Source organism: Variovorax sp. 01N425 (assembly GCF_056399465.1).
Window position 1 is genome coordinate 185,339 of sequence record NZ_JBFTRJ010000004.1, and the last position, 13,878, is coordinate 199,216.

The 13,878-nt window shown below is 68.5% G+C and carries 12 protein-coding genes; 1 reads left to right on the top strand and 11 read right to left on the bottom strand.

What is annotated here, in order from left to right:
• Positions 1 to 33 precede the first annotated feature (33 nt).
• The 10 genes from AC1DSC_RS08700 to AC1DSC_RS08745 are packed head-to-tail and all read right to left on the bottom strand — an operon-like array spanning position 34 to position 10,447.
• The gene (locus AC1DSC_RS08700) at positions 34 to 1,215 is read right to left on the bottom strand and encodes a phosphoglycerate kinase (protein WP_436287780.1); all 1,182 of its coding nucleotides are present in this window, start codon (positions 1,213 to 1,215) and stop codon (positions 34 to 36) included.
• Positions 1,212 to 3,251, bottom strand: coding sequence for a transketolase (gene tkt / locus AC1DSC_RS08705; RefSeq protein WP_436287781.1), 2,040 nt, complete (start codon positions 3,249 to 3,251; stop codon positions 1,212 to 1,214). Before tkt ends, AC1DSC_RS08700 begins: the two co-directional genes overlap by 4 nt.
• Positions 3,252 to 3,310: 59 nt before the next feature.
• Positions 3,311 to 4,189, bottom strand: coding sequence for a phosphoribulokinase (locus AC1DSC_RS08710; RefSeq protein WP_436287782.1), 879 nt, complete (start codon positions 4,187 to 4,189; stop codon positions 3,311 to 3,313).
• A 50-nt stretch (positions 4,190 to 4,239) separates the two neighbouring features.
• On the bottom strand, positions 4,240 to 5,316 hold the full coding sequence (locus AC1DSC_RS08715) for a class 1 fructose-bisphosphatase (RefSeq protein WP_047782866.1): 1,077 nt from the start codon (positions 5,314 to 5,316) through the stop codon (positions 4,240 to 4,242).
• A gap of 18 nt (positions 5,317 to 5,334) precedes the next feature.
• Positions 5,335 to 6,066, bottom strand: coding sequence for an HAD-IA family hydrolase (locus AC1DSC_RS08720; RefSeq protein ID WP_436044164.1), 732 nt, complete (start codon positions 6,064 to 6,066; stop codon positions 5,335 to 5,337).
• A complete protein-coding gene (gene rpe, locus AC1DSC_RS08725; protein ID WP_436287783.1) occupies positions 6,063 to 6,767 on the bottom strand; it encodes a ribulose-phosphate 3-epimerase in 705 nt (234 codons plus the stop codon). The genes AC1DSC_RS08720 and rpe overlap by 4 nt, the downstream gene beginning before the upstream one ends.
• Positions 6,768 to 7,571: an HAD-IA family hydrolase gene (locus AC1DSC_RS08730; RefSeq protein ID WP_436287784.1), complete on the bottom strand. Its 804-nt coding sequence runs from the start codon at positions 7,569 to 7,571 to the stop codon at positions 6,768 to 6,770.
• Positions 7,568 to 8,500 (bottom strand): CbbX protein, encoded by a 933-nt coding sequence (cbbX, locus tag AC1DSC_RS08735; RefSeq protein ID WP_018904562.1) that lies wholly within the window; start codon positions 8,498 to 8,500, stop codon positions 7,568 to 7,570. The genes AC1DSC_RS08730 and cbbX overlap by 4 nt, the downstream gene beginning before the upstream one ends.
• Before the next feature lie 36 nt (positions 8,501 to 8,536).
• Positions 8,537 to 8,956, bottom strand: a complete 420-nt coding sequence (locus AC1DSC_RS08740; RefSeq protein WP_012748131.1) for a ribulose bisphosphate carboxylase small subunit — start codon at positions 8,954 to 8,956, stop codon at positions 8,537 to 8,539.
• 33 nt (positions 8,957 to 8,989) lie between these two features.
• Positions 8,990 to 10,447 (bottom strand): form I ribulose bisphosphate carboxylase large subunit, encoded by a 1,458-nt coding sequence (locus AC1DSC_RS08745; RefSeq protein ID WP_310649298.1) that lies wholly within the window; start codon positions 10,445 to 10,447, stop codon positions 8,990 to 8,992.
• A 132-nt stretch (positions 10,448 to 10,579) separates the two neighbouring features.
• Between AC1DSC_RS08745 and AC1DSC_RS08750 the strand changes: the two genes are divergently transcribed.
• Positions 10,580 to 11,557, top strand: coding sequence for a LysR family transcriptional regulator (locus tag AC1DSC_RS08750; protein ID WP_012748133.1), 978 nt, complete (start codon positions 10,580 to 10,582; stop codon positions 11,555 to 11,557).
• An 18-nt stretch (positions 11,558 to 11,575) separates the two neighbouring features.
• Here AC1DSC_RS08750 and AC1DSC_RS08755 read toward each other — a convergent pair whose 3' ends face one another.
• The gene (locus tag AC1DSC_RS08755; RefSeq protein ID WP_436287785.1) at positions 11,576 to 13,873 is read right to left on the bottom strand and encodes a TonB-dependent receptor; all 2,298 of its coding nucleotides are present in this window, start codon (positions 13,871 to 13,873) and stop codon (positions 11,576 to 11,578) included.
• Positions 13,874 to 13,878 lie beyond the last annotated feature (5 nt).

Consider the following 13,878-nt stretch of genomic DNA (forward strand, 5'->3'; position numbering starts at 1 on the left):
CTCCTGTGGATGTGAAAGATCGGTAATGGGGCGTCAATGCCGCCGGTCCTGGAGCGCTTTGACGGCCGGCAGGCTCTTGCCTTCGAGGAATTCGAGGAACGCGCCGCCCGCCGTCGAGACGTAGTCGATGCACTCCTCCACCTCGAACTGGTTGATGGCGGCCACGGTGTCGCCGCCGCCCGCGAGCGAGAACGCGTCCATGCGCGCGATCGCGTGGGCCAGCGTGCGCGTGCCGTGCGAGAACTGTTCGATCTCGAACACGCCGAGCGGGCCGTTCCAGACGATGGTCTTGCACTGGCCGAGCATCGCGACGAGCCGCGCCACCGACTCCGGGCCGAAGTCCAGGATCATGTCGCCCGGCGCCACGTCGGCCACGGCCTTCACGGTCGCTGTCGCGTTTGGGGAGAACTCGGTGGCCGTGACCACGTCGGTCGGCATGAAAAGCTGTGCGCCCCGCGCCGCGAGCGCCGCGGTCACGGCGCGCGCCGTGTCCACCATCTCGGGCTCGCACAGCGACCGGCCGATCGGATGGCCCGCCGCGAGCAGGAAGGTGTTGGCCATGCCGCCGCCCACCACCAGCCACTCGACCTGCGCCGCGAGCGATTCGAGGATCGACAGCTTGGTCGACACCTTGGCGCCGCCGACGATCGCGGCCAGCGGCCGCGCGGGGTTCGCTAGCGCACGGCCGAGCGCATGGAGTTCCGACGCCATCAGAGGACCGGCGCAGGCAATGGGCGCGAGCCGGGCCAGCGCCTCGGTGGTGGCCTCGGCGCGGTGCGCGGTGCCGAAGGCATCGTTCACGTACACGTCGCACAGGGCCGCCATGCGCCGCGCCAGGGCTTCGGCATTGGCCTTCTCGCCGACGTTCGCGCGGCAGTTCTCGAGCAGCGCCACCTCGCCGGGTGCCACGTCGAAGGGGCGGTCGATCCAGTCGGCCACCAGCGCCACCGGCGCGCCCAGCAGCTCGCCGAGCCGCTTCGCCACCGGCGCCAGCGATTCGCCGGGTGCAAGCCGGCCTTCCTTCGGGCGGCCCAGGTGCGAGGCGACCATCACGCGCGCCCCTTGCGACAGCGCATGGCGGATGCCGCCCAGGCTGGCGCGGATGCGCGTGTCGTCGCTGATGCGCCCCGAGGCATCGAGCGGCACGTTGAGGTCGCAGCGGATGAACACGCGCTGTCCGCGCAGGTCGACCTGGTCGAGCGTGTTGAAGCTCATGCGGCCTCTTTCACGTTGGCCAGCGCGGCGTTCGCGAGCAGGCGGCGGGCGCGCTCGGCCACCACTTCGGCCGTGAGGCCGAACAGCTTGAAGAGCTCCCCGGCCGGCGCCGATTCGCCGAAGCGGTCGAGCCCGACGACGTCGCCGTATTCGCCGACGAACTTCCACCACAGGCCCGTGCTGCCGGCTTCCACCGCCACGCGCGGCAGGTGGCGCGGAATGACCGCGTGGCGCCACTCGGCGTCCTGGCGTTCGAACACGTCCATGCACGGCACGGACACCACGCGCGCCTCGATACCCTCCTGCGCCAGCAGGGCCGCCGCGGCCAGGGCGACGCCCACTTCGGAGCCGCTTGCCAGCAGCGCCACGCACTCGGCCTCCGGGCGGCGCAGCACATAGGCGCCGCGCGCGATCGACTCGATGCGCTCATCGCCGTCGCCGGCATGCGGCAGCGCCTGGCGCGTCAGCAGCAGGCAGCTCGGCCCGTCCACGCGGCGCAGCGCCTGGCGCCAGGCCACGGCCGTCTCGGTGGCATCGGCCGGGCGCCAGACATCGACATCGGGAATCAGCCGCAGGCTCGAGGCATGCTCCACCGGTTGGTGCGTCGGGCCGTCCTCGCCGAGCCCGATGGAGTCGTGCGTGAAGACGTAGATGACCGGCAGCTTCATCAGCGCCGACATGCGCACGCCGTTGCGCGCGTAGTCGGAAAAAGTCAGGAAGGTGCCGCCGAAGGGACGGAAGCCGCCATGCAGCGCGAGCCCGTTCATGATGGCCGCCATGCCGAACTCGCGCACACCGTAGTGCACGTGGTTGCCGGTGCCGGTGCCCTTGAGCGCGCGGTGGCCCTTCCAGTCGGTGAGGTTCGATCCCGTGAGGTCGGCCGAGCCGCCGATCAGCTCGGGCATCGCGGGGCCGACCTCGTCGAGCACCTGCTGCGAGGCCTTGCGCGTGGCAACCGAGGCCTTGCGCTGTTCCGCGCCCGACGCGGCCGAAGCCAGTGCCGCCTCGGCCTTCGCGGTGAGCGGCGCATCGGTGCGGTGGCGCCGCAGCAGCTCGCGGGCAAGCGCCGGATGTTCCTGTGCATAGACGGCGAAGCGCTCCTGCCAGGCCTTGTGCAGCGCGGCGCCCGATTCGCGCGCCGACCAGGCCTCTGCAACATCCGCCGGCACTTCGAAGGGCGCGGCGCTCCAGCCGAGCGCCTGCCGCGTCAGCGCGATCTCGGTCTCGCCCAATGCCTCGCCGTGTGCCTTGGCGGTGCCGGCGCGGTTCGGCGAGCCCTGGCCGATGCGCGTCTTGCAGCACACCAGCACCGGGCGGTCCGACGCCGTGGCGCGTTCGATGGCTGCGTCGAGCGCCGCGGCGTCATGGCCGTCGACGTCGCGCAGCACGGTCCAGCCATAGGCTTCGAAGCGCCCCGGCGTGTCGTCGCTGAACCAGCCGCCGACCTCGCCGTCGATCGAGATGCCGTTGTCGTCGTAGAACGCCACCAGCTTGCGAAGGCGCCAGGTACCCGCGAGCGAACAGGCCTCGTGGCTGATGCCCTCCATCAGGCAGCCGTCGCCCAGGAACACATAGGTGCGGTGGTCGATCACCTCGTGGCCGGGGCGGTTGAATTCCTCGGCCAGCAGCTTCTCGGCCAGCGCCATGCCCACCGCATTGCTGATGCCCTGCCCCAGCGGCCCGGTGGTGGTCTCCACGCCGGGCGTAACGCCGACCTCGGGGTGGCCCGGCGTGCGCGAATGCAGCTGGCGGAAGCGCCGCAGCTCCTCCATCGGCAGCGCATAGCCGCTCAGGTGCAGCAGCGCATACAGCAGCATCGAGCCATGGCCGTTGGACACGACGAAGCGGTCGCGGTTCATCCAGCGCGGATCGGCCGGGTCGTGCCGCAGGCGGTGCCGCCACAGCGCCTCGGCGATGTCGGCCATGCCCATCGGCATGCCCGGGTGGCCCGAGTTGGCGGCTTGCACCGCGTCCATGGCCAGCGCGCGGATGGCGTTGGCGCACTGCGTGCGCAAGGCGAGGTTGTCGATCGTCATGCGAAGTTCCGGTTGGTTCGTTGTGCGTGAGGTGTTCGTTCTGCCGCGGCGTGGGCGCGCTAGATCGCGTAGGACTTCTTGCGCCGCTCCATGAGGCGCAGGATCATCGGCGTGAAGATCAGCTGCATCGCGAGCTCCATCTTTCCGCCCGGCACCACCAGCGTGTTGGCACGCGACATGAAGGAGTCGTGCAGCATGCTCAGCAGGTACGGAAAGTCGAAGCCCGTCGGGTTGGCGAAGCGAATCACGACCAGGCTCTCGTCTGGGCTCGGAATGGTGCGCGCAATGAAGGGGTCGGAGGTGTCGACCACCGGCACGCGCTGGAAGTTGATGTGGGTGCGCGTGAATTGCGGGCAGATGTAGTGCACGTACTCGTTCATGCGGCGCAGGATCACGTCGGTCACGGCCTCGGTCGAATAGCCGCGCGTGTTCTTGTCGCGGTGCAGCTTCTGGATCCACTCGAGGTTGATCACCGGCACCACGCCGATCAAGAGGTCGACGTGGCGCGCGATGTCGACCTTCTCGGTGGTCACGCCGCCATGCAGGCCCTCGTAGAAAAGCAGCTCGCTGTCGGGCAGCGTTTCCCACGGCGTGAAGGTGCCGGGCTCCTGCTTGTAGGGCGCCGCCTCCACCACGTCGTGCAGGTACTTGCGGCTCTGGCCCACGCCCGCTTCACCGTAGTCGCGGAACAGCGCCTCGAGCTCGGCGAACAGGTTCGCGTCTTCGCCGAAGTGGCTGAAGTTGCGGTTGCCGGCGGCCTCGGCCTCGGCCATGGCCACCTTCATGGAATTGCGGTCGTAGCGGTGGAAGCTGTCGCCCTCCACAATGGCCGCCTTGACGCTCTCGCGGCGGAAGATGTTCTCGAAGGTCCGCGTGACGGACGTGGTGCCCGCGCCGGACGAGCCGGTGATGGCAACGATGGGATGTTTGGCTGACATGGTGGCCTCGGGGAGATGAAGAATTCGTGCGGGCGGCGGGGCCTCGTGGTTCAGGCTGCGGTCGCGAACAGGCCGCGCTTGCCGAACAGCGGCGCCTGGTAGGTGTCCTGCGGCTCCTCGCTGTGGTAGGCCTCCACGCGTGCCACCTCGTCGGACGAGCCGAAGACGAAGCCGATGCGCTGGTGGATCGACTCCGGCTCGACCGCCATCAGGCGGCGCCGGCCGGTGCTGGCCATGCCGCCGGCCTGTTCGATCAAAAACGAGATCGGATTGGCCTCGTAGAGCAGCCGCAGGCGGCCGTCGCGGCCCGATTCCTTGCTGTCGCGCGGGTACATGAAGACGCCGCCGCGCATCAGGATGCGGTGCGTCTCGGCCACCAGCGAGGCGATCCACCGCATGTTGAAGTCGATGCCGCGCGGGCCTTCCTTGCCGGCCAGGCATTCGTCGACGTAGCGCTTCACGGCCGGCTCCCAGAAGCGGCTGTTCGACGCGTTGATCGCGAACTCGCTGGTCTGCCGCGGAATGCTCAGGTTCGGATGGCTCAGCACCCATTCGCCCAGTTGCGGATCGAGCGTGAAGGCGTGCGTGCCGTTGCCCAGCGTCAGCACCAGCATGGTCGAGGGGCCGTAGATCGCATAGCCGGCGCCGACCTGCTCGGTGCCGGGCTGCAAAAAGTCTTCAGGCTTGGCGTCGGCCTCGGGCGTGGGCGCGCGCAGGATCGAGAAGATGCTGCCCACCGCCACGTTGACGTCGATGTTCGACGAACCGTCGAGCGGATCGAACAGCAGCAGGTACTTGCCGCGCGGATACTGCTGCTGCGGCGGCAGGTAGGGCTCTTCCATCTCTTCCGAGACCATGCCCGCCACGTGGCCGCCCCACTCGTTGGCGCGCAGGAACATGTCGTTGCTCAGCACGTCGAGCGTCTTCTGTTCCTCGCCCTGCACGTTCTGCGTGCTCGCGCTGCCGAGCACGTCGCCCAGGGCGCCGAGCGCCACCTTGCGCGAGATTGCCTTGCAGGCGAGGGAGACGTCGGTGATGAGCGCGTTGAGCGCGCCCGTGGCACCGGGGTGGCGGCGGCGCTCCTCGATGATGTACTGGGTCAGCGTGGCCTTGCCTGCAATGGGCATGATCGTCTCCTGGTTGAATCAAAAAATCCGGGTCGTCGTTTCTTCGTCTCGGCGGAATGCAGCGCGCGACTCGCATGCCCTCAACAGCAGCTGCTGCGGCGTCGAGACGCGCCACGCGCGCGCCGCTTCAGCCGCATTCCCCGCCGCATGGCCGCCATAGCCCCAGGCCACCAGCGCCGCCGGACAGCCTGCGGCCTGCGCCGCGAGCAGGTCGGCCGGGCCGTCGCCCACCATCAGCAGGCGCGCGGGTTCCACGCCCAGCTGGCGCGCCGCGGCCTGCAGCAGGAGCGGCGCGGGCTTGCGCTGCGCCGCGGTGTCGGCGCCATGGACCCCCGCCATTGCCGGCAGCAGACCGGCTGCATCCAGCACGGCGCGTGCCAGCGGCGTGGGCTTGTTCGTGACCACCACCATCGGCAGCGTGCGGCGCAGGCCGGAGACGAGTGCGGCGATGCCCTCGAACACGCTGCCGAACTTCAGTGGCGCCGCCAGCGTGGCGGCATCGAAGGACTTGCGCAGCCGGCCGCGCAGCGCCTCGCTGCCGCCGAGGCCGTGCTCGCGCAGCGCCTGCAGGATCAGCGCGTCGGGGCCGTCGCCGATCCATGCGCGCACGGTGTCCAGCTCGAAGCAGGCGAGCCCGGCTTCGTCGAGCGCGAGGTTCAGCGCCTGCCGGATGTCGGGCGCGCTGTCGACCAGCGTGCCGTCGAGATCGAAGGCGATCGCATCGATGCCGCACAGCTCTTCTTTCGTCATGCGGGACGCCCTTCCATGGACTCGCGGCCCTGCAGCGCCGCTGCGCGGATGGCGCCAATCGCTTCGCGGTAGCGGCCGCCGTTGAACACGGCCGAGCCCGCCACCAGCGTGTCGGCCCCGGCGGCGCCGACGCGCGCGGCGTTGTCGGGCTTCACGCCGCCATCGACCTCCAGCCAGATCTCGCGCCCGCTCGCATCGATGCGGCGGCGCACCGCCTCGATCTTCGGCAGTACGCTCTCGATGAAGCTCTGGCCGCCGAAGCCCGGGTTGACCGACATCAGCAGCACCAGGTCGAGCTGGTCCAGCACATGGTCGAGCACCGCGAGCGGCGTGGCGGGGTTGAGCACCAGGCCGGCCTTGCAGCCGCTGTCCCGGATCAGCCGGATCGTGCGGTCGATGTGCTCGCTGGCCTCGGGGTGGAAGGAGATGATCGAGGCGCCGGCCTGCGCGAACATCGGGATCAGCGCATCGACCGGCTTGACCATCAGGTGCACGTCGATCGGCACCGTCGCATAGGGCTTGATGGCCTCGCAGACCAGCGGACCGATTGTCAGATTTGGAACATAGTGGTTGTCCATGACATCGAAATGGATCAGGTCGGCACCGGCCTCGATGACCGCCGAGACCTCTTCGCCGAGCCGCGCAAAGTTGGCCGACAGCAGGCTGGGCGCGATGCGCATGGCGTTTCTTGTGTTCTGCATCTAGGAGTTCTCGCGGTAAAGCGCCTGCACGGCATTCAAGGGCGGGGCCACCGTGGCCATTTGCAACAGCTCGTCGATGCCGAGCCACGCCGCGGATTCGAGGCGCCCGCCGGGCTCGCCGGGCAGCGGCTGGGTGGGGTCGCCCAGGCTCGGCAGCACCAGGCCGGCGCCGCTGAAGTCGCTGCCCTCGGTCCAGAAGGTGGGCGTGACCAGCGTCCAGAGCCCGGCACCAAGCGCCGAGCGCAGGCCATTGGGCGAGTCTTCGATGGCGATGGCGCGCTCGGGCGGCACGCCCAGCGTGTCGAGCGCCAGCAGGTAGATGTCGGAGGCGGGTTTTTTCGCGCGCACCTGGTCGCCGCAGGCGATCACGTCGAACATCGTGAGGCCGCGCGGGCCCAGCGTGGCCTGCAGCAGCGCGTCGATGTTGACGGCCGTGGTGGTGCTGGCAATGGCCAGGCGCAGGCCGGCGCGCTGGGCCTCCTCCAGGAAGCGCAGCACGCCGGTGCGCAGCTCGATGCCGCCGCGCCGCGCGATGTCGGTGTAGTGCTGCGTCTTGGCCGCATGGATGGCCGGCACGCGTTCATGCAGCCGCTTCTTCTCGGATGCGCCGAGCGGCAGCGAATCGACATAGGCCTTCATGCGCTCCTTGCCGCCCGTGATCGCCAGCAGCGCGCGGTATTCGGCCTGGCTCCAATGCCAGCCGAGCCCGAGCTGCTCGAACGCCAGGTTGAAGGCCATGCGATGCACTTCCTCGGTGTCGGCCAGGGTGCCGTCGACGTCGAAGACCAGGGCTTCGATGCTCATCTCTTTTCTCCTTCGGCCTGCGCGGCCTCCGCCGCCGGATGGAAGACGCGGCTGGCCAGGATGTCCTGCGCCTGCAGCGTGCAGAGCTGCTCGCGCGTCAGGGCCGCGTCGCTGCCGAACAGGCGCGTGGCGTGGCGCAGCCGGATGCGGTCGAGCGCGTTGCGGATCGAGCGCGCATTGGCAAAGTGCGGCTGCTGCCGGCGCAGGCTCACGTAGCGCGAGAAGGTGGAGGCCGCGCCGTCGTCGAAGCTGTAGTTCAGCCGCCCCAGCATGAGCTGCGCGATCTGCATCAGCTCGGCCTCGTTGTAGTCCGGAAAGTCGATGTGGTGCGCAATGCGCGAGGCCATGCCCGGGTTGCTGCCGAAGAAGGTCTCCATGCGGTCCTTGTAGCCCGCAAGAATCACCACCAGGTCGTCGCGCTGGTTCTCCATCACCTGCAGCAAGATTTCGATGGCCTCCTGCCCGTAGTCGCGCTCGTTCTCGGGCCGGTAGAGGTAGTAGGCCTCGTCGATGAACAGCACGCCGCCCATCGCCTTCTTGATCACTTCCTTGGTCTTGGGCGCCGTGTGGCCGATGAACTGGCCCACCAGGTCGTCGCGCGTCACCGCCACCAGGTGGCCCTTGCGCACATAGCCCAGCTGCTTGAGCACCTCGGCCATGCGCATGGCCACCGTGGTCTTGCCGGTGCCCGGGTTGCCCGTGAACGACATGTGCAGCGAAGGCGGCTGCGACTGCAGCCCCTGTTCCTGGCGCAGCTTGTCGATCAGGAGCAGCGCCGCGATGTCGCGGATGCGGCCCTTGACCGGCGCCAGCCCGATCAGCTCGGCATCGAGCTGGTCGAGCAGCGCCTTCACGCCCGAGGACTCGAAGAGCTGCCTCGGCGCGGTCGCGACGGCGGCCGTGGTGGCGGGGGTTTCGGTGGCGTCCATGCGTGGCTCCGGCAATCTCCGTGTGGCGGGTTTCGATCAGTAGCGGCTGCCTTCGGGCCGCGCCTGCACCGCATAGCTTTCGAGGCTGTAGCGGATCGTGCGGCCCGGCTCCTCGGTGCGGATCAGGCGGAAGCCCGGTTCGTTCGACGGCCGGTTGACGATGAAGGACATCACGACCGACTCGGTGCCGTGCGTCGAATCGAAGGCCGTCACGCGGATGTACTGCTGCGGAAAGGTCTTGCGGCAGGCCGCGAGTTCGAGCATCACGCCGGCCGCATCCTTGATGTCGAACATCGGGTTGCCGAACATCTCCCAGAAGGTGTTGCGCGGATGCGGGTCGTCGGTGTATTCGAGGCCGATGGCCCAGCCCTTGCCCAGGCAATACTCGACCTGGCGGCTGATCTGCTCGTCGCTCAGGTCGGGCAGGAAGGAAAAGGTGCCTTGTGTGATTCGCATGTCTGTTGCTCCTGGAACTGGGAAAAGGCGGGTTCAGGCCACCGACGGCGTCGGCACGTAGTCCGAGGTATCGGTGGAGGCGTAGTTGAAGGAGATCTCGCCCCAGGTGTCGAGCGCGGCTGCCAGCGGCGTGCACCACTTGGCTGCGTCGCGCAGGATCTGCGGCCCCTCGTTGGCGATATCGCGGCCTTCGTTGCGCGCCAGAACCATGGCTTCGAGCGCCACGCGGTTGGCCGTGGCCCCGGCCTGGATGCCCTGCGGGTGGCCGATGGTGCCGCCGCCGAACTGCAGCACCACGTCGTCGCCGAACAGGTCGAGCAGCTGGTGCATCTGGCCGGCATGGATGCCGCCCGAGGCCACCGGCATCACCTTGCGCAGCGCGCCCCAGTCCTGGTCGAAGTAGATGCCGCGCGGCAGGTCGACCTTGGTGTGCGTGTCGCGGCACACGTTGTAGTAGCCCTGCACCGTCATCGGGTCGCCTTCGAGCTTGCCCACGGCCGTGCCCGCATGGATGTGGTCCACGCCTGCGAGGCGCATCCACTTGGCGATCACCCGGAAGCTCACGCCGTGGTTCTTCTGGCGCGTGTAGGTGCCGTGGCCCGCGCGGTGCAGGTGCAGGATCATGTCGTTCTGGCGGCACCAGTGGCTCATCGACTGGATGGCCGTGTAGCCGATCACGAGGTCGACCATCACGATCACCGAGCCCAGCTCCTTGGCGAACTGCGCGCGGCGGTACATCTCTTCCATGGTGCCGGCCGTGACGTTCAGGTAGCTGCCCTTGACCTCGCCGGTGGCGGCGCTGGCCTTGTTGACGGCGTCCATCACGAACAGGAAGCGGTCGCGCCAGTGCATGAAGGGCTGCGAGTTGATGTTCTCGTCGTCCTTCATGAAGTCGAGCCCGCCGCGCAGGCCTTCGTACACCACGCGGCCGTAGTTGCGGCCCGAGAGCCCGAGCTTGGGCTTGGTGGTGGCGCCCAGCAGCGGCCGGCCGAACTTGTCGAGCCGCTCGCGCTCCACCACGATGCCGGTCGGCGGGCCCGGGAAGGTCTTGACGTAGGCCACCGGAAACTTCATGTCCTCCAGCCGCGCGGCCTTCAGCGGCTTGAAGCTGAAGACGTTGCCGATGATGGAAGCCGTCACGTTGGTGATCGAGCCTTCCTCGAACAGCGAGAGGTCGTAGGCCACGTAGCAGAAATACTGGCCCGGATTGTTGGGCACCGGCTCCACCTTGTAGGCCTTGGCGCGGTACATGTCGCAGGCCGTGAGTCGGTCGGTCCACACCACCGTCCAGGTGGCGGTGGACGATTCGCCGGCCACGGCCGCGGCGGCCTCGATGGCGTCCACGCCTTCCTGCGGCGTGATGCGGAAGAGCGCGAGGATGTCCGTGTCCTTGGGCACGTAGTCGCCGTCCCAGTAGCCCATCTGCGCGTACTTGAGCACGCCGGCCGAGTAGCGCTTCTTGGCGTCGGTGATCTGGATTGCTTCGTTCATGTTGCCCATGGAGTGCCTCTCGAAAAAAGAAGGGGGTGTGGTGCTGTCTGGTGAAGTGAATGTAGGCCGCGTGATAGATTAAGAAAAATTAAATCTTTTGACATTCACATTTGCCAAACCTAATATCTCTCGATGCCCCTTTCCAAGCACGCGAGCTTCAGGCAGCTCGCCACCTTCCACGCCGTGGCGCGGCTCGGCAGCGTTTCACTTGCTGCAGATGAAATGCACCTGACGCAACCCGCGGTGTCGATACAGATCGGCACACTCGAGGAGTCGGCCGGCACGCCGCTTTTGCAGCGCACGGGCCGCGGCATCCGGCTGACCGAAGCGGGCGAATTGCTGGCGGGCTATGCCGGCCGCATCCTCGACCTGTGGCGCGAGGCCGGCGACGAAATGGCCATGCTGCAGGGCGTGTTCTCGGGCACCTTGCGCGTGGGCGCCATCACCACGGCCGAATACCTGCTGCCGCCCATCCTGGTGAACTTCGCCAAGGAGCATCCGAAGGTGAAGGTCAAGCTGCAGGTCGGCAACCGCGACGAGATCGTGCGCATGCTCGCGGGCCAGGAGATCGACATCGCCATCATGGGCCGCCCGCCCGCGGAACTGAAGACCGACTCCAGCGCCTTCGCCAAGCACCCGATGGCCTTTCTGGCGGCGCCTTCACACCCGCTGATGTCCGCGGCCAAGCCGAGCATCGCCCTGCTCTCGGACACGCGCATGCTGGTGCGCGAGCGCGGCTCGGGCACGCGCACAACCGTCGAGCGCTTCTTCAAGGACCACGGCCTGCCGCTGCGCATCGGCTCCGAGCTGTCGAGCAACGAGGCCATCAAGCAGATGTGCGCCGCGGGCTTCGGCATTGCCTTCTTGTCGATGCACACCTGCGTGCTCGAGATGAACGCCGGCCTGCTGGGCGTGCTGCCGGTGCCGGGCAACCCGGTGGTGCGCGACTGGTACGTGATGCACCTCGCGTCGCGGCAATTGCCGCAGGTGGCGCTGGCCTTCGAGGAATATTTGCGCACGCATGGCCAGGCGCAGATCCAGCAGCAGCTCGGCACGCTGCCGGCGGCGCGTACCGCGGCCAGGAAACGCAGCGTGCGGCGCGCGGCCTGAACCTTCGGGCGCGCCGGTTCAGACGCCCAGTTGCACCCGCATGCCGATCCACACCGCGCGCGGCGCGCCGGGCGCCACGAACTGCACGTTGCGCCATGCATCGGGCGCCAGCACCGCGCCGCTCGCATCGAAGCCGCTGCGGCCCAGTTGGCCGGCGGTGGCGTAGCGCCGGTTGAACACGTTCGCCACCTTGGCAAAAAGCTCCACGTTGGGCCCGAGCTTCCAGCGCGTCGTGAGGTCGAGCAGCGCGTAGCCGCCGATGCGGCCGCTGCCGCTGAAGTCGGCCCCGTCGGGCGCGTGCAGTCCGTTCTCGTTGCCGCGCACCGTCTGCTTCGAATACACGCGGTACTGCGCGCCCAGCGTCCACTCGGGCGTCACGCGCCAATCGACATTGAGCTTGAGCGAATGCGCCGGCAGCCCCGGCAGGCGGTCGCCGCGGCGCACCGCGATCTCGCCCTCGCCGGTGCAGGCGGGGCTGGTCTCGGCGCTGCTGTTGGCTTCGGCCACCAGGCAGGCCGGCGAGTCGTACCTCGCGCGCAGGTAGCTGTACGACAGCGACCAGTCGACGCGGTCGGTCTGCTGCGAGAGCCCGAGCTCCACGCCCTGGCGCAGGGTGCGCCCGAAGTTGCTGAAGTAGCCGCGCGAAAGCCCGCTGCTCACGAACAGCAGGTCGTCCTTGTTGACGGTGCGGAACACCGAGGCATTCCACCGCATGCCTGGCTCGAGCGTGCCGCGCAGTCCAGTCTCGAAGGTCTGCGACACCACCTGCTTGAGCGGCGGATCGGACTGCAGCGCATTGGGCAGCACGCAGGCGTTGGCCGGATCGGAGCAGCCGAGCTCGATCGGGCTCGGCGCGCGGCTGCCCTGGCTCCAGCCCGCGTAGGCCGTGAGCCGCGGCGTGGCCTGCCAGGTGAGGCCGATGGCGGGATTGAACTTCTTGTAATGGCCTTCGCCATCGAGCCGGGTGGACAGCCCGAGCAAGGCGCGCCCATCGTCGCGGGTTGTCACGCGGGTGTCGTTGTAGCGGCCCGAGAGGCTCAGCTGCAGGTTCGGCTGCAGGCTCACCAGGTCGGAAAAATAGATGCTCGCGGTGCGGCTCTTGCCCGCGAGCAGCGCATCGACTTCGGCTTCTTCCTGCGGCACCACCGCGCGCGTGGAGTCGAGCAGGCCCTCGGCCTCGGTCTGGCGGAAGTGCGTGCGCGCGCGGTCCACGGAGGCGCCGAAGGTGAGCTGGTGAATGCCCGCGGTGTAGGTCGACTGCAGCGCCACGCCTTCGCTGCGCTGGCGCGTGTAGGTGCGGTTCTCCACGCCCGTGGCTTCGTTGTCCGGCGGATTGAAACCGTCGTTGAGGTCGCCGTTGAGCGTGCTGTAGCGCGAGCGCCGCGTGTAGGCCGTCATGGAGATCGTCTGCTGGTCGCTCAGGCGGTAGCTGGCATTGAGCGTGAGCATCGACATGCGGTTTTCGGTGCGGTCGGGCCGCGTGTACACCTGCTTGCGGTTCTGCATCAGCATCGACTCGGGCAGCAGGCCGTTGCCGATCATCCGGTTGTCGCCATGGGTGAAGCTCAGGTCCCAGGAGAGCTTTCCGCTGTCCTGCCCCACCTTCGCAAACAGCTGGCGCACGCGCGAAGGCGAGTAGTTGCGCCAGCCGTCCTCGTTGAGGCCGCCGAACGCAAGGAACAGGTGCCCGCCTTCGGCCAGCTTGCGGCCGTGCGTGAGCTCCGTGCTCACGCGGCCGAAGGAGCCGGCCTGCAGTTCCAGCTCGGTGCCCGGATGCGTGTCGCCGCGCTTGGTCTGCAGCGACAGCGCACCGCCGAGCGTGTTGAGGCCGAACAGCGGGTTGGAGCCCGGCAGCAGCGTGATGCTCGAGATGGCGGCCTTCGGGATGAGGTCCCAGTTCACCACGTCGCCGAAGGGCTCGTTGATGCGCACGCCGTCCTGGTACACCGACAGGCCCTGGGGCGTTCCGAGCACCGGGCTCGCGCTGAAGCCGCGGTAGTTCACGTCGACCTGGAACGGATTGCCCTGGATCTCGTTCACGTTCACGCTGGGCAGCTGCGTGGCCATGAAGTCCGGCAGGTTCAGGCTCTGCGCGCGGCGCAGGTGCCGGTCGTCGGCGGTCTGCACGTTGGACGAGATCTGGTCCTTCGGCACCTCGATGCCCGGCACGGGCGTGGTGGCCACCACCTCGACGGCCGGCAGGCTGCCCGGCTGGGCCGCGGCGGCCTCCTGCGCCTGGCCGGGCATGGGGCAGGCAGCGGCCGCCACGGCAAGGCCGATCAGGCGGCGGGATCTCGGCTTGTTCGATCGGCGCACGGTGT

What these genes read in the sequence shown, in the direction of transcription:
- AC1DSC_RS08740 (WP_012748131.1), bottom strand. Translation starts at nt 8,956, where the DNA reads ATGCGAATCACACAAGGCACCTTTTCCTTCCTGCCCGACCTGAGCGAC.
- AC1DSC_RS08745 (WP_310649298.1), bottom strand. Translation starts at nt 10,447, where the DNA reads ATGAACGAAGCAATCCAGATCACCGACGCCAAGAAGCGCTACTCGGCC.
- AC1DSC_RS08750 (WP_012748133.1), top strand. Translation starts at nt 10,580, where the DNA reads ATGCCCCTTTCCAAGCACGCGAGCTTCAGGCAGCTCGCCACCTTCCAC.
- AC1DSC_RS08720 (WP_436044164.1), bottom strand. Translation starts at nt 6,066, where the DNA reads ATGACGAAAGAAGAGCTGTGCGGCATCGATGCGATCGCCTTCGATCTC.
- cbbX (WP_018904562.1), bottom strand. Translation starts at nt 8,500, where the DNA reads ATGGACGCCACCGAAACCCCCGCCACCACGGCCGCCGTCGCGACCGCG.
- tkt (WP_436287781.1), bottom strand. Translation starts at nt 3,251, where the DNA reads ATGACGATCGACAACCTCGCCTTGCGCACGCAGTGCGCCAACGCCATC.
- AC1DSC_RS08715 (WP_047782866.1), bottom strand. Translation starts at nt 5,316, where the DNA reads ATGCCCATTGCAGGCAAGGCCACGCTGACCCAGTACATCATCGAGGAG.
- rpe (WP_436287783.1), bottom strand. Translation starts at nt 6,767, where the DNA reads ATGCAGAACACAAGAAACGCCATGCGCATCGCGCCCAGCCTGCTGTCG.
- AC1DSC_RS08710 (WP_436287782.1), bottom strand. Translation starts at nt 4,189, where the DNA reads ATGTCAGCCAAACATCCCATCGTTGCCATCACCGGCTCGTCCGGCGCG.
- AC1DSC_RS08700 (WP_436287780.1), bottom strand. Translation starts at nt 1,215, where the DNA reads ATGAGCTTCAACACGCTCGACCAGGTCGACCTGCGCGGACAGCGCGTG.
- AC1DSC_RS08730 (WP_436287784.1), bottom strand. Translation starts at nt 7,571, where the DNA reads ATGAGCATCGAAGCCCTGGTCTTCGACGTCGACGGCACCCTGGCCGAC.